At 38.5% G+C, this 25488-nt stretch carries 20 protein-coding genes and 7 pseudogenes; 16 read left to right on the top strand and 11 right to left on the bottom strand.

The features are described from left to right. Positions 1–8 precede the first annotated feature (8 nt). The 5 genes and pseudogenes from P4S71_RS20455 to P4S71_RS20435 all read left to right on the top strand — a co-directional run. Positions 9–749: pseudogene (locus tag P4S71_RS20455) on the top strand (MATE family efflux transporter); the annotation flags it as partial. After that, on the top strand, positions 746–2740 hold the full coding sequence (gene uvrB, locus P4S71_RS20450; protein WP_007378930.1) for an excinuclease ABC subunit UvrB: 1995 nt from the start codon (positions 746–748) through the stop codon (positions 2738–2740). The pseudogene P4S71_RS20455 and the gene uvrB, both read left to right, overlap by 4 nt. A gap of 2 nt (positions 2741–2742) precedes the next feature. After that, positions 2743–3681 carry a class I SAM-dependent methyltransferase gene (locus P4S71_RS20445; RefSeq protein WP_007378931.1) on the top strand — a complete coding sequence of 313 codons (939 nt, stop codon included), beginning with the start codon at positions 2743–2745 and terminating at the stop codon, positions 3679–3681. Beyond that, on the top strand, positions 3682–4362 hold the full coding sequence (locus P4S71_RS20440; RefSeq protein WP_337151403.1) for a tRNA (adenine(22)-N(1))-methyltransferase: 681 nt from the start codon (positions 3682–3684) through the stop codon (positions 4360–4362). It abuts the gene before it with no gap. Positions 4363–4463: 101 nt separating this feature from the next. Next, on the top strand, positions 4464–5486 hold the full coding sequence (locus P4S71_RS20435) for a hypothetical protein (protein WP_337151402.1): 1023 nt from the start codon (positions 4464–4466) through the stop codon (positions 5484–5486). Positions 5487–5490: 4 nt separating this feature from the next. On the opposite strand, the gene P4S71_RS20430 is transcribed toward P4S71_RS20435, so the two are convergent. Next, a complete protein-coding gene (locus P4S71_RS20430) occupies positions 5491–5733 on the bottom strand; it encodes a hypothetical protein (RefSeq protein ID WP_010553668.1) in 243 nt (80 codons plus the stop codon). Between the two features lie 208 nt (positions 5734–5941). Here P4S71_RS20430 and P4S71_RS20425 point away from each other — a divergent pair. Further along, positions 5942–6389: pseudogene (locus tag P4S71_RS20425) on the top strand (methyltransferase family protein). Between the two features lie 95 nt (positions 6390–6484). On the opposite strand, the gene queC reads toward P4S71_RS20425, so the two are convergent. After that, on the bottom strand, positions 6485–7141 hold the full coding sequence (gene queC, locus P4S71_RS20420) for a 7-cyano-7-deazaguanine synthase QueC (RefSeq protein WP_007583902.1): 657 nt from the start codon (positions 7139–7141) through the stop codon (positions 6485–6487). A 145-nt stretch (positions 7142–7286) separates the two neighbouring features. On the opposite strand from queC, the pseudogene queE reads away from it, so the two are divergent. From queE to P4S71_RS20405, 3 genes and pseudogenes are all read left to right on the top strand, one after another. Then, a pseudogene (gene queE / locus P4S71_RS20415) lies at positions 7287–7951 on the top strand (7-carboxy-7-deazaguanine synthase QueE). Positions 7952–8095: 144 nt separating this feature from the next. Then, positions 8096–8839, top strand: a complete 744-nt coding sequence (locus P4S71_RS20410; RefSeq protein ID WP_337151401.1) for a class I SAM-dependent DNA methyltransferase — start codon at positions 8096–8098, stop codon at positions 8837–8839. Between the two features lie 554 nt (positions 8840–9393). After that, positions 9394–10068 carry a hypothetical protein gene (locus P4S71_RS20405; RefSeq protein WP_337151400.1) on the top strand — a complete coding sequence of 225 codons (675 nt, stop codon included), beginning with the start codon at positions 9394–9396 and terminating at the stop codon, positions 10066–10068. A gap of 713 nt (positions 10069–10781) precedes the next feature. Here the strand turns inward: P4S71_RS20405 and bcp are convergent. Both bcp and P4S71_RS20395 read right to left on the bottom strand, forming a co-directional pair. Continuing rightward, positions 10782–11261 (bottom strand): thioredoxin-dependent thiol peroxidase, encoded by a 480-nt coding sequence (gene bcp / locus P4S71_RS20400; protein WP_002963124.1) that lies wholly within the window; start codon positions 11259–11261, stop codon positions 10782–10784. Positions 11262–11272: 11 nt separating this feature from the next. Beyond that, positions 11273–11806 carry a glycine cleavage system protein R gene (locus P4S71_RS20395; RefSeq protein WP_007375924.1) on the bottom strand — a complete coding sequence of 178 codons (534 nt, stop codon included), beginning with the start codon at positions 11804–11806 and terminating at the stop codon, positions 11273–11275. A 360-nt stretch (positions 11807–12166) separates the two neighbouring features. On the opposite strand from P4S71_RS20395, the gene bamC reads away from it, so the two are divergent. Both bamC and P4S71_RS20385 read left to right on the top strand, forming a co-directional pair. After that, positions 12167–13225 carry an outer membrane protein assembly factor BamC gene (gene bamC, locus P4S71_RS20390; protein WP_033038476.1) on the top strand — a complete coding sequence of 353 codons (1059 nt, stop codon included), beginning with the start codon at positions 12167–12169 and terminating at the stop codon, positions 13223–13225. A gap of 66 nt (positions 13226–13291) precedes the next feature. Further along, positions 13292–14661, top strand: a pseudogene (locus P4S71_RS20385) (YjiH family protein). Positions 14662–14697: 36 nt separating this feature from the next. Here the strand turns inward: P4S71_RS20385 and P4S71_RS20380 are convergent. Next, a complete protein-coding gene (locus P4S71_RS20380; protein ID WP_081824590.1) occupies positions 14698–14844 on the bottom strand; it encodes a DUF2897 family protein in 147 nt (48 codons plus the stop codon). A gap of 94 nt (positions 14845–14938) precedes the next feature. After that, the gene (locus P4S71_RS20375; protein ID WP_337151399.1) at positions 14939–15475 is read right to left on the bottom strand and encodes an acyloxyacyl hydrolase; all 537 of its coding nucleotides are present in this window, start codon (positions 15473–15475) and stop codon (positions 14939–14941) included. A 243-nt stretch (positions 15476–15718) separates the two neighbouring features. Between P4S71_RS20375 and P4S71_RS20370 the strand changes: the two genes are divergently transcribed. Next, on the top strand, positions 15719–16312 hold the full coding sequence (locus tag P4S71_RS20370) for an MlaC/ttg2D family ABC transporter substrate-binding protein (protein ID WP_007375919.1): 594 nt from the start codon (positions 15719–15721) through the stop codon (positions 16310–16312). 218 nt (positions 16313–16530) lie between these two features. Next, complete coding sequence (locus tag P4S71_RS20365) at positions 16531–17868, top strand: ankyrin repeat domain-containing protein (protein ID WP_337151398.1); 1338 nt, start codon at positions 16531–16533, stop codon at positions 17866–17868. 139 nt (positions 17869–18007) lie between these two features. On the opposite strand, the pseudogene P4S71_RS20360 reads toward P4S71_RS20365, so the two are convergent. The 5 genes and pseudogenes from P4S71_RS20360 to P4S71_RS20340 form a co-directional block, all read right to left on the bottom strand. Beyond that, a pseudogene (locus P4S71_RS20360) lies at positions 18008–18450 on the bottom strand (DUF2069 domain-containing protein). Next, positions 18447–19001, bottom strand: a complete 555-nt coding sequence (gene wrbA, locus P4S71_RS20355) for an NAD(P)H:quinone oxidoreductase (protein ID WP_007375916.1) — start codon at positions 18999–19001, stop codon at positions 18447–18449. The pseudogene P4S71_RS20360 and the gene wrbA overlap by 4 nt, the downstream one beginning before the upstream one ends. Further along, positions 19001–19348, bottom strand: coding sequence for an arsenate reductase (glutaredoxin) (gene arsC, locus P4S71_RS20350; protein ID WP_337151397.1), 348 nt, complete (start codon positions 19346–19348; stop codon positions 19001–19003). Before arsC ends, wrbA begins: the two co-directional genes overlap by 1 nt. A gap of 53 nt (positions 19349–19401) precedes the next feature. Further along, positions 19402–20858, bottom strand: a pseudogene (locus tag P4S71_RS20345) (M48 family metalloprotease). A 1-nt stretch (position 20859) separates the two neighbouring features. Continuing rightward, a pseudogene (locus tag P4S71_RS20340) lies at positions 20860–21524 on the bottom strand (hypothetical protein). Between the two features lie 147 nt (positions 21525–21671). Here P4S71_RS20340 and P4S71_RS20335 point away from each other — a divergent pair. The 3 genes from P4S71_RS20335 to P4S71_RS20325 all read left to right on the top strand — a co-directional run bounded on the left by P4S71_RS20335 (position 21672) and on the right by P4S71_RS20325 (position 25346). Further along, a complete protein-coding gene (locus P4S71_RS20335; protein WP_007375912.1) occupies positions 21672–21890 on the top strand; it encodes a hypothetical protein in 219 nt (72 codons plus the stop codon). Further along, complete coding sequence (locus tag P4S71_RS20330; RefSeq protein WP_008135569.1) at positions 21883–22953, top strand: AI-2E family transporter; 1071 nt, start codon at positions 21883–21885, stop codon at positions 22951–22953. The genes P4S71_RS20335 and P4S71_RS20330 overlap by 8 nt, the downstream gene beginning before the upstream one ends. Before the next feature lie 137 nt (positions 22954–23090). Further along, positions 23091–25346 (top strand): aminotransferase class V-fold PLP-dependent enzyme, encoded by a 2256-nt coding sequence (locus tag P4S71_RS20325; RefSeq protein WP_337151396.1) that lies wholly within the window; start codon positions 23091–23093, stop codon positions 25344–25346. The last annotated feature ends 142 nt before the right edge of the window (positions 25347–25488 follow it).

Genomic DNA, 25488 nt, shown 5'->3' with positions numbered 1-25488 from the left:
GCCCTGGGGTTGCTGTTGTTATTATTTTATATTTACTAATAGTAAAAAAACGGTTGTTGAGTTTAAAAGCCGGGTCGCAAACGGTGGTAGGCGCTATTCGTAAAATATTAAAAATAGGTTTACCCGCCGCAGGCGCAAACATGTTGACCCCGGTTGCAATGGCTGTGATGACCGCTATGGTTGCACATCACGGACCTGAAGCCGTCGCCGCATTTGGGGTAGGCAGCCGGATAGAATCTATAGCCAGTATTCTTGTACTTGCTTTGTCGATGACATTACCCCCGTTTGTGAGCCAAAACTTTGGAGCGGGTAAATTATGCAGAGTAAAAGATGCTTATATTGGTACCTTAAAATTTGTGATGATTTGGCAATTTGCTATTTATATTTTGCTTATTGTTTTTTCAGGCTTTATTAGTCAAATTTTTGGTAAAGAACAAATGGTAATTGATGTGATAAAACTCTTTATTTACACCATTCCGTTTAGCTACGGTTTGCAAGGGGTGATCATATTATCTAATTCTTCGTTTAATGCTTTACATAAACCAATGAATGCACTGTTTTTAAGTACTATTCGTTTATTTGTTTTTTACCTACCGTTTGCTTATATAGGTAATGAGCTAGCTGGTTTAATTGGATTATTTATTGGTGCGGCACTGGGTAATTTATTTACTGCAATGGTGGCATATAAATGGTTTATGAAAGAGCTCGATGCGTTGAGCAGTCAATCATTACGGGAGTGCAATAGTTGAGCGATCATTTTCAGTTAAAATCACATTTTAAGCCAGCAGGCGATCAGCCTACCGCGATTAAACAACTGTGCGAAGGGTTAGAAGCGGGGCTTGCACACCAAACCTTATTAGGTGCTACGGGTACAGGTAAAACCTTTACCATGGCTAATATTATTAACGATTTAAATCGTCCAACAATAATTATGGCGCACAATAAAACGCTTGCTGCTCAGTTATATGGTGAGATGAAAGAGTTTTTCCCTAAAAATGCCGTTGAATACTTTGTATCGTATTACGATTACTACCAGCCAGAAGCCTATGTTGTATCAAGCGACACATTTATCGAGAAAGATGCTTCGATAAATGAGCATATAGAACAAATGCGTTTAAGTGCGACCAAAGCACTGCTTGAGCGCCGCGATACTATTATTGTGGCATCGGTATCGGCTATTTATGGTTTGGGTGACCCTAAATCATACATGAAAATGATGCTGCTTTTAAAAGTCGGCGAAAAAGTCGATCAACGCGATATGCTACGCCGCCTCGCCGAAATACAATACACCCGTAACGATGTAGATTTTAGCCGTGGTACATATCGCGTGCGTGGCGAAGTGGTCGACATATTTCCTGCCGAGTCAGATACCTATGCCGTACGCGTAGAAATGTTTGATGACGAAATAGAGCGCTTAAGTATTTTCGACCCGCTTACTGGTGCTATCGAAAAGCACATAGTACGCACCACTATCTACCCAAAAACACACTATGTTACCCCGCGTGAGAAAATACTCGGGGCTATCGATAAAATACAAGAAGAACTAAAAGATCGAAGAGCGCAGTTACTCAGTGCTAATAAATTAGTAGAAGAGCAACGCGTAACACAGCGTACGCAATACGATATAGAAATGATGCGGGAGCTAGGTTATTGCTCAGGCATAGAAAACTACAGTCGCTATTTATCGGGTCGCACGCCAGGCGATCCGCCGCCTACGTTGCTTGATTACCTCCCAGACGACGCATTAATGATTATTGATGAATCGCACGTAACCGTATCGCAAATTGGCGCCATGTACAAAGGCGACAGAAGCCGTAAAGAAAACCTTGTTGAATATGGTTTTAGAATGCCCTCAGCAATGGATAACAGGCCGCTGCGTTTTGAAGAATTTGAAGCCATAGCACCACAAACTATTTATGTATCGGCAACGCCTGGCGACTTTGAGCTAGAGCGTTGCGTAGGCGAAATTGCTGAGCAAGTAATTCGTCCAACAGGGTTGCTTGACCCACTTATAGAAGTGCGCCCGGTAGGGGATCAGGTTGATGATCTTTTATCAGAGATTTATAAAAGTGTAGAGAAGGGCGAACGTGTACTTGTAACTACACTTACAAAGCGTATGTCTGAGGATTTAACCGACTATTTAAGTGAGCATGGCGTAAAAGTGCGTTACTTACATTCAGACATTGATACGGTAGAACGAGTTGAAATAATTCGTGATTTACGTGCGGGCGTGTTTGATGTGTTAGTGGGCATTAACTTACTTCGAGAGGGCCTTGATATGCCAGAGGTGGCACTTGTTGCCATACTTGATGCCGATAAAGAAGGCTTTTTACGATCGGCTCGCTCTTTGATACAAACCATTGGCCGTGCTGCTCGTCACTTAGATGGCCGCGCTATTTTATATGGCGACAGAATTACAAAATCAATGGCAAAGGCCATGGACGAAACTGCGCGCAGACGCGAAATTCAACATGCTTACAACGTTGAGCACGGCATAGAGCCTCATGCTCTGGCTAAAAAAATACTCGATGTAATGGATGTAGGCGAAGAAGCCGGCCCTAAAGACAACCTTAAACTTATTCGTAAAGAGTCTAAAAAGGTACTTAGTGCGAAAGAAATTGCTGTGCAAATTAAGCAGTTAGAAACCAAAATGCATGCATACGCAAGCGACCTAGAATTTGAAAAAGCGGGCTCTGTTCGCGATGAAATACATGAACTACAACAACAGTTGATTAATTAAAAATGACAGCAAACTTTACTCCTCTTATTACTGCGCTTGAAGACGCGCCAATTTTAAAAAATGAACTGTGTCGTGTTTTTCATGGCCGAGGCCACAGCGTCGAAGCGTTAAGTCATATTAATTTAGACTTTTACCCGCCCAGTTTATTTTTGGTTTCGTACGACGAAATTGACGAGCAAACACTAAGCGAGCTTACCGATGTTGTGTGGCAGTGGGCACAAAAAAACCAGCCAGAGCTTATTAGCTCACTTGTGTACCAGCAACGCGCTGGCGTACAAAGCCAAAACACCGTGGTTTATGGGCAATTACCTAACCCGCATGTTGTAACTGAAAACGGCATTCGTTTTTTGGTTGATTTACAGAGCCGTCAAAATACCGGAATATTTCCCGATATGCGCAGCGGCCGTGAGTTTGTAATGGCCAACAGCAAGCATGGCAAAGTGCTTAATTTGTTTTCGTATACATGTGGGTTTTCGCTTGCAGCCATGCAAGGCGGGGCAGATCATGTAATGAACATGGATATGAGCAAAGGCGTGCTTAAAGTCGGCAAGCAAAACCATCAGCTAAATGGTTTTGAGCGCGGCGTAAGTTTTTTACCTCACGATATTTTAAAGTCGTTTGGAAAACTAAAAAAAGCAGCCCCGTTTGATTTAATAATAGTTGATCCGCCAAGCTTTCAAAAAGGCAGCTTTATATTAACTAAAGACTATCAAAAAGTACTGCGCAGGTTGCCAGAGCTACTTTGCGATACTACACAATTGTTATTGTGCGCTAATAGCCCAGAGCTTAGCGAAGAGGCGTTTAAAGCGTTAATAAACGAGCACACCCAAGGCGCAATTGAATTTGTTGAGCGCTTAGCCCCTACCGAGCGTTTTATTGAAGTAGACAGCAATAAAAGTTTAAAAGCGCTTGTCTATAAAATGTCACAAATACCTGCTTAAATGAAGCTCAGCAAACGCCTAACTGCCATTGATACATTAATTTCGCAGCATCACGATATTATTTGGGATTGCTGCTGCGACCATGGTTATTTAGGCATGGCGCTATTAAAACGCGCAGCTGCAAACCAGGTTATTTTTGTAGATATAGTCGCCACTTTAATGAACGACCTAGAAACGCAATTATCATCTATTAATAAATTACAAAAAACCTGTGATAAAAATCCGCAGTGGCAGGTCTTATGTCAGGATGTAGGCAAAATTGAAGTTACTCAAAGTAAAAGCCAAGTAGTTGTAATCGCAGGTGTTGGCGGTGAGCTGTTGTTAAGTTTAATACAACAAATCACTGCTAATAACGTAAGTGAGCATTTAAATAATGTTCGTTTTATTTTGTGCCCAGTGCATCACACTTATAAGTTGCGAGTCGGTTTAAAGCAATTAGGTTTAGGGCTTGTAAGTGAACAAATAGTTTACGACAACAAACGTTTTTATGAAGTGATTGAAGTGAGCTTTAGTAGCAATAATGAGATTAGTCACACCGGTAATAAAATGTGGAATTTTGCTAGTGCAGAGCACGCTATGTACCAGCGCCAACTCATAAATCATTATAATAAAATGCTCAATAAAGATAAGCCATACTATCAAAAAGTTATAAAAGACTATCAAGAACTCACCGATAGTTAAAAAAGCCCAAAAGTAGGGCGTACATGTGATCTAATTACGACATTGACGACGTAATGTGTTCATAGTTTATATCGCACAACGCGAGTTTATTTGGTTTATTTATGTCAGATAACAAGAGTCACATTAATCATTTGCTTAGCAATGAGCAAAAATGGCAACACAGTTACGAGCAACCTATTTCTTATGCACCCCTTGTGCAATTAGCTAATAGTAGCTGGGTGGTGCCACAGCATTTTTTACGTTACAAGCACACGCTTCAAAGCGTAAACGAAGTACTTGAGAGTATTGAATTTTCGGCTCACTTTAGAGTGCTTGCTGCACAAAAAGGTGAAGAAATTTACCTGCAAGTAGCAGTGCTGAGTCCTGATAACTACCAAAAAAGCGCATCTACTAATGAAGCCAAAGCTAAAAAACTATTATTTGGCAGACGTTGGATAGTAGAGGAAAACTTACCTACCTCAGAGCTTATTCAAACCGCATTTTTAGCGTTAAAAGTAGCGCGAGAACATGAAGTAAGAGAACTTTTTCAGTTAATGCAAAGCGGCGCAACAAGCACGCCATTTAATAACCATCACGACTTACCGGTAATGGCGCAAAACCCTGAACTTGTTAAAAGCGAAGCGGTTACAAGTAACGTTGATGAAGTGCTTAAACGCATTGTATTTGCAGGAAAAAGCATTGACCTTAAAAGGCAGCAGCAAGTAGCCGAGCAATATTTATATACTGTTGAGCTGTTGTGTGAGGATTGCCAGCTTAGCGAGTTTAATAAAAAAACAATTGCGTTTTTAACAGCAGATCCATCCGTTAATAGCTTTTTACACGGCTTAATTGCGGCATTGGTGGCCACAAGTAACGACTACGTAAACGAGCAGTTTAAATACAAAGGTTTTGCCCGCTTTAGTAAGCACGTTGCGGTTGAACAAATAGGTAACCTAAGTATCGCTATGCGCTCGCCAAGTACCGTAGGGCTTTGCTCTATGGGTAAGCAACATGCTAATCAGTTAAACTTTGAGATAGACAGTGGGCGAGCACCACAGGGCTGCGGGCAAGCTATTGGTGGGTTTTTAGCTGCTCACGGTATTGAGCAGCCAGAAAATGCACATTTATATCCAAATTACTTATAACAATTTAAAGCTTATTAATTTCATCTTTAACGTTAAAGCTCGAATCAGTAACAATAGCCTCAAGTGTTTGTACACGCTCTTTTAATGCAAGCACTTGTGCGTTTGTTTCAGCTAATTGTTTATGGGCATCGCTGTTGTTGTTTTGCATTTTATGCTTAAACTCAAGATGCTTTTTATACATATCGTAAACTACTCCTGAGCCAACCGAAATTAGCACAATAAGTACAATCATCGTAGTTCCAGACATAATCTCATTCCTTATCATTTTATTATTCGTTTATGGTTAAAGTATAACCTTTAAGCGCTTTTGATAAAGCTGACAATTGTAACTTAATTTGTATACTTTACTTAAGCCAAGCTTTGAGCGTGTTCATCATTTATACACTTTAGATATTGTTTAATGGCTGCATAGCCACCATATAATAAACATACTTTAGTCAATACAGTGAGTTGCTATGTTAAATAATAAAATCCCCCCGTTATTGTTGTGCTGTTTTTTGCAGGCATAATGGCGCTTATTGCGCATTACAGTGTTATTGATTTCACCGCATTTATTACCTACCTAGCAGCAAGTTTGGTCATTATCGGGTGTGTTTTTTGTATTGCAGGTGTGGCGAGCTTTAAAATAGCAAATACCACGGTAAACCCTAATAAACCTGAACGAGCGTCAAAACTTATTACTAGCGGCATTTATAAAATTTCGCGTAACCCAATGTATGTCGGTTTTGCATTTATTTTAGCAGGGTGGGGGTTTGGTTAGGCTCGTTGTGGGCAATGCTTTGTATTGTTGGATTTATTGCGTATTTAACGCTTTTTCAAATAATTCCAGAGGAACGCGCGCTCACTAAATTATTTGGCGAAGAGTTTACCGCCTATAAAGCGCGTGTAAAACGCTGGTTGTAATCAATACCAGTCACTTAAAACCTGACAAACAAAAAAAGGCTATCGATGATAGCCTTTTTTTGTTTGCAGCAATTGTATTACTAATTAATTGCGGCTTATTCGTATTCTAACGGGTCTGTAATGTTATTTAGTGCAAATGCTTCAAGGCGTTCTTGGCACGCGCCACATTTACCACAGGCCTTTTCACGGCCGTTATAACAAGTCCACGTTTGGCTGTAATCTAAACCCATTTCAATACCGTCTGTTAAAATACCAATTTTAGTATTATTTAAATACGGGCTAAAAATTTCTACAGCATCGTAGTTAGCAATACGACACACATCATCCATTTTTTGCACAAATTCAGGACGGCAGTCAGGGTAAATAGCATGATCCCCAGAGTGAGCGCCGTAATAAACTTGGCCAGCTTTAAGTGATACCGCGTAACCAACAGCAAGCGAGAGCAAAATCATATTACGATTAGGTACAATCGTACTTTTCATGCTCTCTTCTTCGTAGTGGCCTTCAGGCACATCAATATCATCAGTAAGTGATGAGCCACCAATAAGTTGGTTAATCGCCGAAATATCAACAATTTTGTGCGGCACGTTTAGTTTTTCACACACACTTGCTGCCACTTTAAGCTCTTTTACATGACGCTGCCCATAGTCAAATGAAAGGGCATATACATCATGGCCTTGTTGCAGGGCTTTATTTAATACGGTAAATGAATCCATACCGCCGGAATAAATAACAACTACTTTTTGCGTCATATCTGTTTTGCTCTTAGTTTTAATAGAGGTTTATATCAGGGCGCGATATACTACACGGCCGCAGCTTAAATAACAATTTTTGCACAGCGCTTTTTGGTTTTTTAATAGTAGCAATTTGGCTGCTAGGTAGTAAGTGAGATCTCTTTTGTACAAAATTAATGAAGTGTTTGAAACCATTCAAGGTGAAGCTAGCTTTACTGGCACACCCTCAATATTTTTACGTCTGCAAGGTTGCCCTGTAGGTTGCTCTTGGTGCGACACCAAGCAAACGTGGGATGTTGATAATGTATATAAAGTATCGCTGGATGAAACCGTAGAAAAAAAGCCGACTCAGATCATTGGGCTAACGCCAGTGCAGAGCAAATTTTAGCGCTGTTTCAATCACGTGGGTATACCGCAAAGCATGTAGTAATTACCGGCGGCGAGCCATGTATGTTCGATTTAAACCCAGTATGTAACTTATTACACGAACACGGCTTTAGTACACAAATAGAAACCAGCGGCACGTTTGAAATACTCGCCCCAGAGCAAACATGGGTAACGGTATCGCCAAAAATCAATATGCGCGGCGGTTATGAAGTACTTACCAGCACCATGAAGCGTGCAAACGAAATTAAACACCCCGTTGCGATGCAAAAGCACGTAGAAGAGTTAGAAGAATTATTTGCAAAAACAGGCGTTAACCCAAAGCTTGTTTATTTACAGCCAATTAGTCAAAAAGTATCAGCAACCAAACTTGCAATCGACACCTGTATTGCCAAAAACTGGCGCTTATCAATACAAGTGCATAAGTATTTAGGAATTAGTTAAAGCGCAGCTTAAAGTTATATTACGTAGGTCGGATAAGCGAAGCGCCATCCGACAACCCTAAAGCTCATATCTTCTTCGCTAATAGCCATAACTAGTTTACTATGCGCGACTTAAAAATATTCTACTACTTACCACTAGGCTTATATGTCCGCAAACGCGCTTTACACCGACCTTTCTGATTACTACGACTTAATGTGTGCAGATATAGATTATCAAGCCCAAAGCAATTCTATTCACAGGCTGCACCAAATTTTTGGTAATGGCGCAAACACCCATCTCGATTTAGCGTGTGGCACTGGCCCGCATGTACGCCACTTTATTGACAACGGTTATAAAAGTAGTGGGCTTGATTTAAACCAGCCAATGCTCGATAAAGCAAAAACGCGCTGCCCAGAAGCGCAATTTTCATTGCAAAACATGAGTGAATTTAAGGTAACTGAGCACCTGGATTTAATTACCTGCTTTTTATATTCAATCCATTACTGCGATGGTATTAATAAGTTAAAAGAGTGCCTTGCCAGTGTACATAATGCATTAAACGTGGGTGGGATATTTTGCTTTAACACAGTTGATAAAAACAAAATCGACAGCGACTCATTTGTAGAGCACACCGCAACAAGCGAAAATAGCTTCTTCACATTTCGCTCTGGTTGGCACTACAGTGGTACAGGCAATAAACAGCTATTAAAACTCAACATAGAAAAAACCACTGCAGACAAAACACTCGTATGGCACGACGAGCACCCAATGGTGGCTTTTAGTTATGCCGAGCTTAAAGAAGCCTTAAAACCGTACTTCGAAATTCACATATTTGAACATGACTACGACAAAATAACCCCATGGGCACAGCGCTCAGGCAACGCCATTTTCGTCTGCGTAAAAATTTAAGACAAACTCGTAGGTTGGGTAGAGCGTAGCGAAACCCAACGAGCTCCAACGAACCTCCAATACCCACGGCCCAATAACCCCGCATTATATATTTGAAAACGTAGGTCGGATAAGCGAAGCGCCATCCGACACAGTAACTTATTTAAGTTTCGGCGAATATAAATAGCTAGTTTATATAACTTTTTACGCTTGTTATTTCCATTAAAATCAATATGTTAAACCAATTTAAATAATTAAAAAGGGCGGGTATCTTAATTGAATAAGCAAAGCTACTACTTAAGCTGATTTCTGAACCAAAATTCCATTCTATTGTTACTTTCGAAGTAAATTAGGGGCAATATGATTGTTAAATGATTAAAAATAGCAAAAGAAGGTGCTAATTAATTATTATGTGTGAAGTCATGATTTGACACCTTTGGTCTTTTGGATTTTTCTCAACACGCAAATTTATTACTATAAAAAATTATTATGCTAGAAACTATATGTGCTATTTTGGCATAGTAAATTTTAAACTTTTTTAGCATTTGCTATGTTAATTTTGAGGGAATATAAATTTGATCTGCTTAAATGAAAAGTCTTTTCTAGATATATTAGAAAAATGTGATGGGGTTGTGTCAGGTTATAAATTTCAAACAGAAATAGATTTTTCTAAAATAAAATTAACGAAAGATATAAAGTTTAAAAGATGCGAATTCAAAAAAATAACTTATTCTAATACTACGATAAAATATGGGTTTTTATTTGATAAATGTAATATAAATACTTTAACAATATCGAATGTTATTTTTAAAGAACAGATAGTAATTAATTCTAATATAAAAGAGCTTCTGATTGGAGGTGCAAATACCTTCAGTTCTTTTCTCATACAAAGAGGAGGTGAACAGAGTAAAGCTCCCAAAATATCTACTTTGCGTATGACGGGCGAAATAAGGGGTCGTATTCATATTACTTGCACAAAAATTAATTACGCTGATTTTAGTAGTTTACATTCTTATGCTCATTTTACACTCCAAATGTTGGAATGTAAGAGAATTAAATTTCATTTTTTCGTGAATGAGAGCGGTGGCTTCTTTCATCTTATGAACCTAGTAAGTAACTCAAATGACTCACGTATTTATTTAGGCTTCTCAATTTTTAAAAATACTAAGTTTACGAATTGTAACTTTGATAGTTTTACTACCTTCTATGTGAACAATAATGATTTTTCTGATTTAATTTCTCAGGGGTGAATTGGCATAGAAACCCCACTCAAAGAAATCGAAGACAAAGGGCAGAGTACTTTTCAAATATTACTGATCTATATGAAAAAGCAGGCAATACCAGTAAAAAATCTCAATTCTATGCTAAGTATCATAATGAAATATTAAAACTAACTTGGAAATATAGAAGGACGGATAACCTCTTGCTTTTATTTGGGAAATTAATGTCAAATCATTGCACAAATTGGTTGTTACCCATTTTTTGGCTTGTTTTATTTAACTCTGGGTTCATTGTATTATTGGATGACCTATTAATTAACAATTCATCTAACTTTAGAGCTGCTGATTGGAGTGTTCTTTTAAACCCCCTTCACTTAATCAGTCATTATTCTTTTTACAACGATATACTAGATTCGTATTATTTTGTTATTTTAGATAGTCTTTATAGAGTAATTAATAGTATCTTATATTACCAGTTAGGAAAATCTTTACGGAAGTTTTCTTAAAGCGACTCATGAGGAACGCTTGTTATGAGAGACTCTGACCTTAAGGAAACAAAGAACCCAAATCTTGACTTCATAAATCAAAATTATTGCCTACCTACTTATCCCTCAATCATGCTTACACTTAACCAAATATTTAATAACTAGCATAAAAAGCGTTGCCCTTGAGCAACGCTTTTCTGTATTTGTCTAATAGCTGGTAGTTAACTTACTGTGCCGCTAGCTTATTCTGCAGCTAACTTATTCTGCTGCGAGATAATCCAACACTACTTGATGGTGATCTTTAGTTTTAAACTTATCAAATAGGTGTTTTATTTTACCGTCTTGGCCTACTAAAAACGTTAGGCGGTGAATACCATCGTACTCTTTACCCATAAATTTTTTGTAGCCCCATACACCAAATGCTTCAGCAATGGCGTGATCTTCATCGGCTAATAGGTCAAAATTAAGCTCTTTTTTAGTTTCAAAGTTTTTAAGGCGCTTAATTGGATCAGGGCTAATACCTACAACGCGGGTGTTAAATTTGGCAAGCTGTGCTTGCTCATCGCGCAGGTTTTCGGCTTGTACAGTACAACCCGGCGTTGACGCTTTAGGGTAAAAGTACACAAGCACTTGTTGCTCTTTTAACAGCTCGCTTAATGTTACTGTTTCGTCGTTTTGGTTTTGTAGGCTAAAAGCGGGTGCTGTATCGCCAGCTTGTAATGGACTAATTGTGTTCATGTTTAGCATCCTTAACGAATTCGTTTAAAAATATAATCTACGTTTAGCGTGTGAGAAAGGCTCTCAAAACTAATTTTAAATTGATCTATATCTACATCAACCGGTATGTTGAATTCAAGTTCACAACGCATTTTAATGTCGTCTTCTTGAGAGTAGGTATCTGATTTTAGTGAACAAATGCTAATGTTGCTGTCGGCAAAAAAGCGCGTTACTTTACTTAGAGTCCCCGGTGTGTCGATCCCTGTGTACTCGAGGGTATAACCGGCACAAAATTCACTGGGTGTATGACTGGCGGTGCGCTTCATCATGGTAAGCAGGCCAAGTTCCATGGCTTTAGTAGGGAGTACGTGTTCAATACGGCTAATAGCTGACATGTCGCCATTGAGTAACATTATAAAGGTAAATTCGCAGCCTAAAATAGCGATACGGCTATCTATAATATTACAGTGGCAGTCGCTAACTAATTGTGTAAGTTCGCTCACAATACCCGGCCTATCTTCGCCAATAGCAGTTAACACAATTTGATGATTTGAAAATGCAGTCATGGGTTAAAATACCTAAGTTACTTGGATTATAACAACGCAATGGGCAACGCAACTAAATACACTTGAGAAGTTGCACGGCGGCGAAGTTTAACACAAAACACTCTATAAACTACAATGCGGGCTAATTAAGCGCTTTTAAAGTGCGGTGTTTCTTGTTTTTACTGGCACAGGAAAGTACCATAGCTAAAATTTGCTTATTTGCACTTAGATTTTTTCTAAGTTGAAGTGCTGAACTTTATTGCAATTAGGCAGCCAAATAATAAATGTAAAGTTAATATTGATTTTACACTGAACCAAATCGGCATAACCCACTCATATACTTGTTAAAACAATTAAAGGGTATGCTAAGGAGAAATATCTGTGCAGTATTGGATCCCAAAAGCACTTGCTGTAAGTGTATTGGTAAGTTTATCAGGGTGTAGTGTATTTACTAACGATGCACATAATGAGCGTAATTACCGCACGCATGAGCCAGTTAAAGCGCCAGCGTCTCTATCGCAACCAGCCCAAGATCCCGTTTATAAAATGGATATAGGTCAATACGATAATAACCCTGTGGCTACAAACTATCGTCCACCTGCTCAGGTTCTTACGGTAGCTAAGGGCAGCTGGGTTGAAGAAACAGATAAACTGGCTCGTGTTTATTTTGATAAAAATGATGGCATTGACGATTTAGATGAATTTGTTTGGGATTCAATTAAAGCCGTTTTAGCTGACAATAACGTAAGTGCAACCAAAGAAGATAAACTGTTAGGTGTTATTGAAACTGATTGGTATTCAATTATTAAAACAGAAGAAAGCTGGCTTTGGGGCAGTGACGAGAATGCTGATTTAGAAAAATTCAAGTTTACTATTGAAGAAAAATCACATCAGCGAACTGCGTCTTTACGTGTTGATTTAATTGATTTTAAAGGTGATAACGCATTAACCGATTTACTTAAGCAGCAATTAGAAGTGCGCGCGCTTAACCAAGTAGTGAGTGAATTTGATTACCGTTACCGTCAGTTAGAAGTCGATTTACGTAAACGCCAAGGTATTATTTCACTTGAAATGGGCTTTGATAATAAAGGCAATGCGGCACTGGTTACTGAGCAATCTTACGATGCAGTATTTGACCGTTTCTCTGGCTTTTTAGAGCGTTTGTCATTCACTATTGTTGAAATTAACCAAGATACAGGTTTAATCACAGCTGATTATAAAACACCAGAGAGCAGCGTTTGGGATTCTATTTGGGGCGACGAAGTTACTCAATTACCTATTGATGAAGGGCAATACCAAATTTTAGTGAGTAAAACTAAAGAAGGTGGTACAAGCTTAACGTGGATGGATGATAAAGGCGAAACGCTTGAACCAGGTACTATGAACGGTTTACAACAAGCATTAGAAGCGGCACTCATTCAGCGCGGCATTAAAATTTAAATAAGAATAAATTTTTACTACAAAAAGAGCGCTAAGCTCTTTTTGTGGTTTTTATAGGTTAAAAATATGTCTCAATTACCGACTTCTACGCAGTACGATTGGCGTACTTGGTTTACGTTTTTAGTACCTTCACTAATTGGTGTTTTTTTGTTTATGACACCGGTTTCTACCGGTGAAGTAATGACCATTCCTATCGCTATGATGGCTAAAGCAATGCAAGTTTTTTTGCAGATTCAGCACAGGCTATTATTACGTTAATTATTTGCGCTACGGGCTTACTTTCATTCGTTGTAAGTGTATTTAAACCGCAAGTTATTTGTAAAATTCCACTTTTAAATCATTTATTCAACGTTAGTTGGATTTGGCTGGTTACGCGTTTATTTGGCACTGTGTTTGTGTTAATGACGCATTTAAAAGTAGGGCCACATGCCGTTATTTCTGAAAATACAGGGGCATTGGTGTTAAACGATTTACTGCCTGTATTGTTTTCGGTATTTATACTTGCTGGCCTGTTACTGCCTTTATTACTTAATTTTGGTTTGCTTGAGCTAGTTGGGACTTTATTAACGAAAGTTATGCGACCTTTGTTTGGTGTACCAGGGCGCAGCGCTGTTAACTGTGTGGCATCGTGGTTAGGTGATGGTAGCGTAGGTATTTTAATGACGGCTCGCCAATACGAAGATAAGTACTACACACAACGCGAAGCCGCTATTATCGGCACTACTTTTTCCGCTGTATCTATTACTTTTTGTTTAGTAGTTATTGGCCAAGTTAAACTTGAGTACTTATTTGCACCGTTTTATTTAACGGTATGTTTAGCGGGTGTTGTGGCTGCTATTATTGTGCCTCGTTTACCTCCATTACGCTTTAAAAAGGATGTATTAATTGATGGCTCAAAGCCTGATGCTAACGCGGAGTTAGTTCCAACGGGTAAAACACTGTTTGGCCATTCTTTAGATGTTGCACTCGCTAAAGCAGATAAAGCCCCAGGTTTTGTCGGTACTGTTAAAGAGGGCGTACATAATGCACTGGATATGGTTTTTGCTGTGTTGCCAGTGGTTATGGCTGTGGGTACTTTTGCGTTAATTATTGCTGAATACACGCCAATTTTTCAGTATTTGGGGATGCCATTCATTCCGTTTTTAGAATTACTGCAAGTACCAGAGGCTGAAGCAGCTGCACAAACTATTATGGTCGGTTTTGCTGATATGTTTATTCCGTCAATATTAGCAGCCGGTACTATTGAGAGCGATGTAACGCGTTTTATTATTGCAGCTATGAGTGTTACTCAACTTATTTATATGTCTGAAGTTGGTGCGTTGCTGTTAGGCAGCAAAATACCGGTTAATATATTTGAATTGTTTGTGATATTTATTTTGAGAACGTTAATTACTCTACCAATTATTGCTTTTATGGCGCATTGGTTAGTTGGTTAAATAGAACGATTTAATGAATTAAAAAGCCTTGATTAATCAGGGCTTTTTTGTATCTGTTGTATTTTTTATATTGGCGTTGGGCTTTTTAAACTCCTGTTTTGCAGAGAGTCTAATCAGCGCAATATTACCAATGATAATGGTAAAAACAACGGCGACAATAATTACAATATGCCAAGTTTGCATCGCAGTATCACTTAATATTTAGTACGTTTAAGTGTGACCGTTTCACGCTATAACATCAATAAAACAACTAAAAAATACAACCAATAAATTGCTTTTAAAAACGCCTAGCGATCGAAAGCGTTAAAAAATTAAGGCCTGGATTTGGCTCTTTAAATCCTGCGTTTGAATAGTGAATAACTCTAAGTGCCACGTTGGTTTTTCCAAGGTCGGCAACAAGGCCAATACGGTCTTCAAACTGGTAGTGGGTGCTGATGTTTTTACCTGCAAATTGAGTTTCATCAATCAATGACACACCAATACCAGCTTCAACGTAAAATGGTGTGTTATTGAAACTAAACGCCGGAAACTGTAATACAGGCGACATGGCTAAAACTATGTTCGATTGTGTTTCATCGCCGTGCCGATATCCCCACATATTTACACTTGTCTCAAAATAAAATCGCGCATCACCAATGAGGCTTTGCATACTAGGCGCATGGTATTGGTAGGCTATTTTTACGCCATTGACATTACCTTCGCCTTTAAGAAAGTCTACAGCGTAACCGTGATCCGATTGGGCAAAAGCAAGTTTGCCAAAAAACGAAATTACTAATAAAAAAGAGATAAAAAATATTTTAAGTGACGTTTTCATAGATACCAATTCTGTTTAATTCAAAGTGATATCCAAATGATAAGGGCGAGCAGTTAACAAATTCAATGAGGACAAAATGCCGGTTGTTTATGAGGTGTTAATATAAAATAGTAACTACTTGAATTATATTTAGTTATTTTATTGGTGCTGTTTAGGCACTAATAAGTTGCTTATTTGCTTCTTTTTTATTGCGTATAGTTCGCGTAAATTACAATCATCTTAATCACACAGACAAAACTTATTATGAAACTAATTAAACTATTACTGCTAGGCACTGCATTTTTAAGCAGTTCTCTTTTTGCACAAGAACAGCAATCCCCAGATCGACTTTTAGAATCAGTTGCTAATACGTTATTCGCCGATATAGGCAAAGTAAATGCAAAAGGGAATGCAAGTAAAGAAGCAATGTCTGAGATTGTTGAAAAACGTTTAATGCCACATATTGATGTTAAGTTTGTCTCGTTTAAATTATTAGGTAAGCATATTAAAGGGATTGAGCGCGAGCAAGCAGTTCAATTTATAGATGCAGTAGAGCATTATTTAACGGGTACTTATGCTGGTGCATTAATGAAATACACGGGTCAAAAGGTTGTATTTGAACGTAATAATGCAATAAGCGATTCTGAGTATGCAACGGTTAATACACAAATTATTGAGCCTAATGCACCAACAATAGATTTAAGCTTTAAGCTTCGATTAGGTAAAAACAATGAGTGGAAAGTATACGATATTGTTGCTGAGGGTATTTCGTTATTAAGCGCTAAGCAAAAAGAGATTATTCAACGTATTTCAGATGTAGGTTTAGAGCAAGTTACTAAAGAGTTAAAAAATAAATAACGATTTTGTCTGGCTCTGATTAAGCCCAACTCCAACCTCAAAAACAGCCAAGTACTTATGTACTTGGTTGTTTTTATAATTTCATTTATTCATCGACTTTGCTCTAGCGTGGCGATCAAGGTGTGGTAGAATATCAGTTCTTTGATTAAGCGTGGTGTCAGCTAAAAACTGTTATAACTGACCACTTACCCGAGCTACACTGGAGTTGTGTTGTTTTAATGGAAAATGTACTGATTTGGCCAAAGGAATACCCGTTACTGATTAAAGGACTTGTAGAACAAAACGGTGCCTTTATTTTAGATGCGTTAGAAGCTTGGCCTGCTTGTCGTTCTACTAATGAAGATGATGGTGTTTGCACCACTGTTTTGCCGCCTATTTATTATTTGGCGTGGCTAACTCCACTTGAACCTTTTGAAGAGTGCTTTTTTCAACATATTTCTGAATATGACGAAGATGCGCAAGCGTATATTAGTGCAGTTAAAAGCCACTACTACGATAATGAATATACCCCTGAAAGTTTAGTGCTAATGCTTTGCGAGCGATTAGAGCAGTACGCAAGTATTGCCACGCAAAATGATATTAGTACGCCTCTGTCGTTACTCGGTTTGTTTTTTAGTAAGCGTTATTTTACGTTAATTGAACATGCCTTAAATAATGGCAGTAAACTCTCTGCTGTTGACACGCTATCACTCTGGAAAGAAGTTGATTTTAGAGAACGCTTAAGTGCATTTATTCCAGAGTCTATTGCTGATTTAGATGTGCTTTGTGAACTTGCTAGCGAAAAAGTGGCAACGGGTAAAGACTATTTTACGTTGCTTACGCAGGTATCTCCTGACGTTGATTCTGTTGTTCTTTTAGAGAAAGCTTTATTAACTCACTTGCGTAAAAAAACAGCCAAACAAACCATGGCTATGCGCTTTATTGAACAAGGTGCTACCGGTGTTCTTGCCGATGAAAATAATAAAACAGCATTTATGTGGGCAGCTGAAAAAGGCTTTGTAAATGTTGTGGAAACATTACTTTCAAAGCAAGATAAAAAAGCGGCTAACAATTTAGGGAATACAGCATTACATTATGCTGTACTTGCTAAAAATGAATCATTAATGGTGTTGTTACTTAAAAGTGGCTACGACTTTAGAGCGCGTAACAACGAAGGGTTAAGCTGCTACCGTTTGGCCGTTAATATTAAGGCTAATAACTTAGTTAAATGCTTAGAACGTGACTTTGGAATTAAAGAGTTGTCGCCTGAAGGTCAATTTGCTCGTATTAAAAAGGTGCATGCTTTACATGCTATTGTGACGTTGTTTTTACCGTTACAATTGTTTTTCTTTTTTGATGAAACAATTACTATAAAAAGCGAACTAACGCTTACGTTAACCATGATTGCAGTGGTGTGTTTTTTCTTTGCAACCACTCTAAAGCGTTGTGCTTTATATCCTCATATAAAACACCCTTGGGGTTTGTTTATACTTAGGGTATTTTCTTTGGTTAGTTTAGTTGCTCAGCTGGGTTTAGCTGGTATTGTGACCCTCACTGCTTTGAGTGATTTAGTTTAGTTAATGCCAACCTATAAAATATTTGAATAAATTGACCTTATATAAGCAGGTTTTTGTAAGTGTAAAAACAGTCAAATTATTTATAAAAAAACCGTGTTTAATTAACTTTAAACACGGTTTTTTTTGCTTATGGTTTACGCTATTTATTGTGCTCGTTTGCCGCTTTTTCTTCTGCAAGTTCTTCTTTAAGTTTACGGATTTTTAAACCAAGTTCTTGACCGCGATGCCGTGCATAATATGTACAACCAATAAACATGGCGGATGCAAATACAAGCTCCAATAATACCCATATCAGCTCAGCTGGCGCTGCCCAGAGCATGGTAAGCCCGTGAATAAAATACAGCATTACAATAAAGTTAGCCCACGCATAGGTGTAAGTGTTGTCTTTAATAATACCTCTTAGTGGCAGCAGTAACGGAATGATGGGCAAAAATAAAGATACTAAGCTCGCATTACCGTTTAGAGGGGTATAAAATACATCCACAATGGAATTAGAACAAGCAAACCTACATAGCCAAATAGTGCGGCACGTTGAAATTTTATCGTAATTGGCTTTTTAGCTGGGTTGTCAGCTGTATTCATTTAAGTTTTCTCGCAATGTGAGTAAGGCGTTTACCAACGCTTTGGCATATTTTAATTTCGTCTTTGCTTAGCTGGGCACTGTTAGCGCTGCCAGCGACGTGTGTTGCACCGTATGGTGTTCCACCGGTTTGTGTTGCAAGTAGTTCGGGCACATCGTATGGCACGCCCAATAGCATCATGCCGTGGTGTAATAATGGCAGAGATAAGTTAAGTAAGGTTGCTTCATTTCCACCATGCATACTACTTGATGACGAAAATACACACGCTGGCTTATCGATTAGTTGGCCTTTTAGCCACAAGTCGCTGGTGGTTTCCCAAAAGCTTTTTGCTTGAGAGGCCATCATGCCAAATCGCGTTGGCGTGCCAAATGCAAGGCCATCGCAATTAATTAAATCATCTTTGGTTATTACGATATCGTGTGCGTTTTTAGCTACAAACGTGCGAAGCAGTGCAGTTGCGCCTTGTTGCTCTACTGACTCCGCTATTTCATGTGCCATAGCTTCAACTGAACCGTGGCTAGAGTGATAAAGTACCACTATGGTTGTGCTCATTATAAAACGCTTAATACGTTTGCGGGTGGACGACCAATAGCAGCTTTACCGTTGTTAACAACAATAGGGCGCTCAATCAGTTTAGGGTTTTTTACCATGGCATCAATAAGTGCATTTTCGCGCGTTTCATCTTTTAAGTTAAGCGCTTTGTAGTCATCTTCTTTGATACGCATTAGTTCACGTGCCGATGAAAAACCAAGTTGGCTTACAAGGGTTGAAATTTGCTCGTGAGTCAGTGGTGTTTTTAGGTATTCGACAATAGTTGGCTCTACAGATTTACTTTGTAATAAGGCAAGTGTTTCGCGTGATTTAGAACAGCGCGAATTATGGTAAAGAGTAACAGACATAAAATGTATCCAAATATTAAGTTTCGCCTATTTTAGGGCAAGCGCTTGCAGACTTAAAGCCTTGCAAGCTCTTTTTGTAAACGACGATATTGGGTAAGCAAGGCTTTTAATCGTTGCTGCTTTACAAGTTCTGTTGATTCTACGAAGTTAAGTGCTTTTTGGATTTCGTCAGCGGCTTTTAAATAAGCACCATATTGCGATAATACATCGGCATTAGCCTCGTGGTAGGCTGCTAGTTTATCTTGTTTTTTATAAGTGTCGGCAAGTAATTGTTTACCTAGGCTATGATCTGGCTTTTCAAGTAAAAAACTCTTAAGTATGGTCTCTGCTAATTCATATTGTTTAGCTTCCAGTGCCGAATTAGCATAATTAAGGGTAATTACTTGGTTATTAGGGCGGTAATTGTTTAACTCGGCTAAAAATTTAACCGCTTCATCGGCTTTTTCTTGCGCGATGAGTAAGTCGGTCTTTGTATCTATGTAAAATAGGTTTTTAGGATCACTTTGTAACAGTTCATCTAATATAGGTTGTGCTTCATCAAGTTTTTTCTGATCGAGCAAACTTATAGCTAGGCCATATTTTAATGCTGTATTATCGTAATTTTTTTCACGCATTAATTTTCTAAACAGTGCTTCAGCGTTTTCAGGCTTATTGTCGTAGCGAGCTAGTACTCTGCTTTTTGCTAAGTTAAAATTAAGACTCGGTGTTAGGTAACGCACCGGAAATTGCTCAGCACGCAAGCGCACATCAGATACTCGACTTTCAGGTAATGGGTGAGTTAATAAAAATGCAGGTGGCTTATATTTGTAACGAATTTGCGCGGCTAGCTTGGTTAAAAATTCACTTGATGCACGGGCATCAAAGCCTGCATTGTTTAGTGTTTGCATGCCTATACGATCAGCTTCTTGCTCGGCTGAGCGGCTATGGGTTAGCTGGCTAAAAGCTGATTGTGTTTGGCTCGCTGAAATAATAGCAATACCTGCATCAGGTGCAACAACCGTTGCCAATATACCGGCAATCATACCAGCAATGGTCAAGGCACTGTTATCTTGTTGCTGCTGTATTCTACGTGCTAAGTGGCGCTGTGTTACGTGAGCAATTTCGTGCCCGAGTACCGAGGCAAACTGGCTCTCGTTATCGGCTTGAGCAATTAAGCCTGTGTGTACGCCAACGTGTCCGCCATAAAATGCAAACGCATTAATTTCAGGGTTGTTTATCCAAAAAATGAAAATGGAAAGCGTACGTCATTAGCATTTGCTACAAGTTTGCGGCCAATCGTAGTTAGGTACTCATCAAGTACAGGATCGTTAATTACTGGCGATGAGCCTCTTATTTGCATCATCATTACTTCGCCAATCGCTTGTTCTTTTTCGAGTGGAAGTGCTTGTAATGCTGACGTTCCTAAATCAGGAAGTGTAAAGTTGGTTTGCGCCTTTAAAGGCTCACCTACTAATAGGCCAAATGTAAGTGCGGCACTGCATAAAGTCATAAAGGCTGATTTTAGCTGCATTTTATTCCTTGTTTATTGGTTCACCAATAGCAATTTTGGCAATGTCTATTTCGTCACTACTTGCACGGCTGTCTTTTTCGCACAATTGGTATAGTTCTTTTATTGTGACTCCATCAAGCTTTACAACGTTCAATTCGCGCTGCAAAAAAGTAATAATTTTATGAACTACTTTGTGTGCATGTAATATAAGTGCTTTATCAGCTTTGTCGCCACTTTCAAAATAAAAGCCAACAAATTTATGTAATTGGTTTATTCTGATCAGGCTTTTCATTGAAATAGGATCCCATACTTTAAATTCAACAAAGCGGTTTCCTTTTATATACTGATCTATGACTACGTCTTTTGCATAAGGTTGCGCCCAAAGTTCAAAACCGCGGTCGGTAAACACTTGATGAAGTGCTATTCGAGGCTTATTTTTGGTGTGGATTTCACCTAAGTTATCTTCATAGCCTTCTAATAAGTCTAAATTCCAGTTGCGTTTATTAATAAGCTGTTTAACAGCGTTGTCAAAACCATGCTCTAATATCCCCTCAGATTCGCTGACTGAGGAAGCAACTAAATGATAAAAAGGAGGTAACTCCCCCAATTTATTTGCTTTTTAAACCAATTAATCTCTTTGAGTGTTGGATTACTTGGTAGTTGCGCTTTATTATGCGTGCCAGACATTAACTTATCCTTACTACTAACTATGGTATACAGGATAAACCATTGCAGGGGTTGTTTTAAGAAAAAGTTACATTTGTTCACGTGTTAGAAAAATAAGACCGTGATTATGTGACTTATTATTCATTTTAATAAATTGGTAAAGCGAGTATGTTACAACAAGATTTGCGAATTTATAGGTGTCCTCAACAGTTTATTCAGTTTAAATTGGGCTTGCGTAAAGCATCATCATTACAACAAAGTATCACTTTTAGTTTAAATAACGATGAAAACGTTGATGATATAGAACGATTTTTGAAAAAATATGCTTATAGTTACAATTTAAATAAACAACAAGGGTTGTTATTAGTGGAGCCATTACGTGTTTGAATATGTAAAAACATGGTACGAAAGAAAGTTTTCGGATCCTCATTCGGTTACCTTATTATTTTTATTATTGGCATCGGTTGCCTTACTTTATTTTTTTGGCTCTTTAATAGTGCCAGTACTGGTTGCTCTTGTAATCGCTTATTTACTTGACTGGCCTGTACTTCATTTAGAGCGCTTTGGTTTAAAGCGTTTTACAGCAACGGTTATTGTGATGTTGGTATTTACCGGCATTATGCTGACGCTTATTTTAGTTATAGGTCCGGTACTTTGGCAACAAACAAGTAATTTAGTACAAGAAACCCCACACATGGTAGAGCAGGGGAAGTCTTACTTGTTGGCTTTACCCGAACAATACCCTAGTTTGATTAATACTGAGCAAGTACAAGCAATTGTTGCAACAGTAGAGGCTAAAGTTATTGAGTTTGGCCAAGTGGTGTTGTCGTTTTCGCTTACTTCTTTAAAAGATGTGGTTGCTTGGTTAATTTATTTGGTACTTGTACCGTTACTTGTATTTTTTATGCTTAAAGATAAGTTAGAGCTTACAGGAAGCGTAGCTAAACTCATTCCTCAACAACGACGCTTAATTTTGCAAGTATGGAACGAAATGAATCAGCAAATCATGAATTATATTCGCGGTAAAGTGTTTGAAATTTTGATTGTTGGTGGTGTGTCGTTTATTGCATTTACCGTTTTAGATTTACGTTATGCGGCGTTACTAGGTGTGTTAGTTGGTTTTTCTGTGTTAATTCCGTTTGTGGGTGCTGCTCTTGTGACTATACCCGTAGCGGCCGTGGCGCTATTTCAATTTGGCCTAGAAACGCAGTTTTGGACTATTTTAATTATTTACGGAATTATTCAGGCGCTTGATGGCAACGTACTTGTGCCACTGTTATTTTCTGAGGCGGTTGATTTGAATCCGGTGTTTATAATTGTCGCAGTATTATTTTTTGGTGGCTTATGGGGATTTTGGGGAGTGTTTTTTGCCATCCCATTGGCTTCATTAGTAAAAGCGCTAATAACAGCCTGGTCGTCAACCCATGAAGAGTTAAGTAACCAGAGTTAAGGTTAGGTAAACAGACTTTTAGTTTAAAAAAGAATAGTAAACGCACCTCTAGTGCTAATTGATTATTACTCATTACCTGTAAAGTTATGTACTATTGGTAATAAGATATATTTTTTAGTAATAAGGTGCGTTTTTTAATGTCTGATTTTTTATTGCACGATGAGCCAGTAAAACAAGTTTACCTTGATGCAAACGCAACCACTCCTGTGTTGCCTTGTATTGCTGATGTTGTTTCTCATACTATGCAAATTTGTTTTGGTAATCCTTCAAGTCCCCATATTACAGGCATTCAAGCCAAGCATTTATTAGAACAAACACGTCAAAAAGCACGCACTGTTATCGGCGCAAGTAATGGCGATATTTTATTTACGTCTGGCGCGACAGAAGGCATTCAAACAGCAGTAGTTTCTACGCTTATTAATGCTAAAAAATACCCAGTTAAAAACCCAGTATTATTATATGGCGCAACTGAGCATAAAGCGGTGCCAAATACACTTAAACATTGGAATAGCGTACTTGACATTAACGCTGAAGTGCTTGCTATTCCAGTGGATAGTAACGGTATTTTAGACTTAGATTTTATTGCAGAGCATATTAATAATGCATTGATGATTTGCACCATGGCCGTTAATAACGAGACCGGTGTATATCAAGATTTACCCGCTATTGAGCAGGTAATTCGTAGCCGCAATAAAAATGTATCGTGGATGGTGGATTGCGTGCAAGCGCTTGGTAAACAGGCACTCGCGCTGAGTGACACAACAATAGATTACGCCCCTTTTTCGGGGCATAAGCTTTATGCGCCCAAGGGTATTGGCTTTTTATATATTCGTAGTGACAGTGCGTATACACCTTTTATAGCGGGTGGCGGTCAAGAGAGTGGAATGCGTTCAGGCACCGAAAATCTACCCGGTATTGCAGGGCTAAATAAGCTATTTAGTCTGTTGCTCGATAAATCAGACGGTACATTTAAATCAGTTGATGTACTTAATTCCTATCGCAGTCAATTACAAAGTGCAATTGTAGATACCTTTGGCAATATTACATTTAATCACGACTTTGCTTATAGCGTGCCCACTACACTTAATTTTGCTGTTAACGATTTAACAAGCAAAGAGGTGATTGATTTATTTGATGCGGCGGGCATACGCGTAAGTGGAGGCTCGGCTTGTAGTACGGGGGCATCAACAAGTTTTGTTTTAGATGCAATGGGTGCAAGCAAGTGGCAAAGCGAAAACGCAATTAGACTTTCGTTTGGACCTGCGGCAACACAGCAAGATATTGATAATGCTTGTGGTCGTATTCGCGCTCTAAGAACAATATTACAAGCAAACTGTTTAATCGTGTCTGACAGTACGACACCACAGCAAGAAGTGTGCGCACTGGGCCTTACTCAATTTAGGCACCAAGGTGCATGTAGTTGGCTTTATGTGAGCGATGATAAACACGCAGTTATAATAGACCCGATTATTGAGCTTATTCCGCGTTTTGAAAAAATAGCCAATACACAAAACTTAACTATTTCAGCGGTGCTTAATACTCATCTTCATCAAGAGCGAGAGTCAGCGACTAATTTGTTAACCAGCGTTCTTGCATCAAGAGTTGTAAAAGGTGAGGTTGATTCGCTAGGTTGGCCCGTAGGCGCAGCAAATATTAGCTTAGCAAATGACGCACTTGAAAAAGTTGCTACACCTGGGCATAGCAAAGATAGCGTAAGTTATTTATTAAAAAACAGTAGTGGCGAAACGCGTTATTGTTTTTGTGGTGATTTAATTCTGCCTGCAGGACTTGGCAATACTTCCCTTATGGGTGGGGATGCAAAAGCTATGGCTCGCTCTATTTTAGCAATAAGCGAGCAACTAAATAACATTAGTATTATTTGCTCAGGGCACGACTACCAACAATGTTTTGCTATGAACTGGGCCGTTCAGCAAAGCCAAACGCCATTACTCAATGCGTTAGTGAGCGGCAGTATTTCAGTTGATGAATTTGTAATTGAAAAGCAGCAGTACGATGCTTCAAAACAAGTGAATAACACACAACTGTGCGGTTATGTAAATGCGCTACCTGAAGTAGATACACTGCAATTAAATTTTGATGACGCTAAAATAATGTTAAACACCAGCGATGTATATTTAATTGATACACGCGAGCCATACGAACACGGCGCAAATAATGTTGCCCAGTTATTTAATATACTCGATGAAAAAACATTAAATATACCGCTTAGCAGAATGGCGAATGCGGTATTTGAAGGACAGTTGAACAAAAATAACAAATACATTTTATTATGCCGCAGTGGTAACCGCTCAAAAATTGCTGCGAGTAATTTAATGCGGCTAGGTTATAAAGCTGTTTATAATTTAAATGGTGGGTTAGCGCTTAGCAATTAAACAAAGATTGTAATTTATACAAAATCGGCTTTAGGGCCGATTTTTTGTTTTTAAGGTCGATTTGATCGCAAGGCAAACAAGTACAGTAATTAGTGAATAACTATATAAAGTAATTATTGTGCTTATGAAAATTCATCAATAT

Source organism: Pseudoalteromonas sp. B62, assembly GCF_037162565.1.
Taxonomy (GTDB): domain Bacteria; phylum Pseudomonadota; class Gammaproteobacteria; order Enterobacterales; family Alteromonadaceae; genus Pseudoalteromonas; species Pseudoalteromonas fuliginea.
The sequence above is the reverse complement of the archived record's forward strand: the minus strand, read 5'-3'. Positions and strand labels throughout refer to the sequence as shown.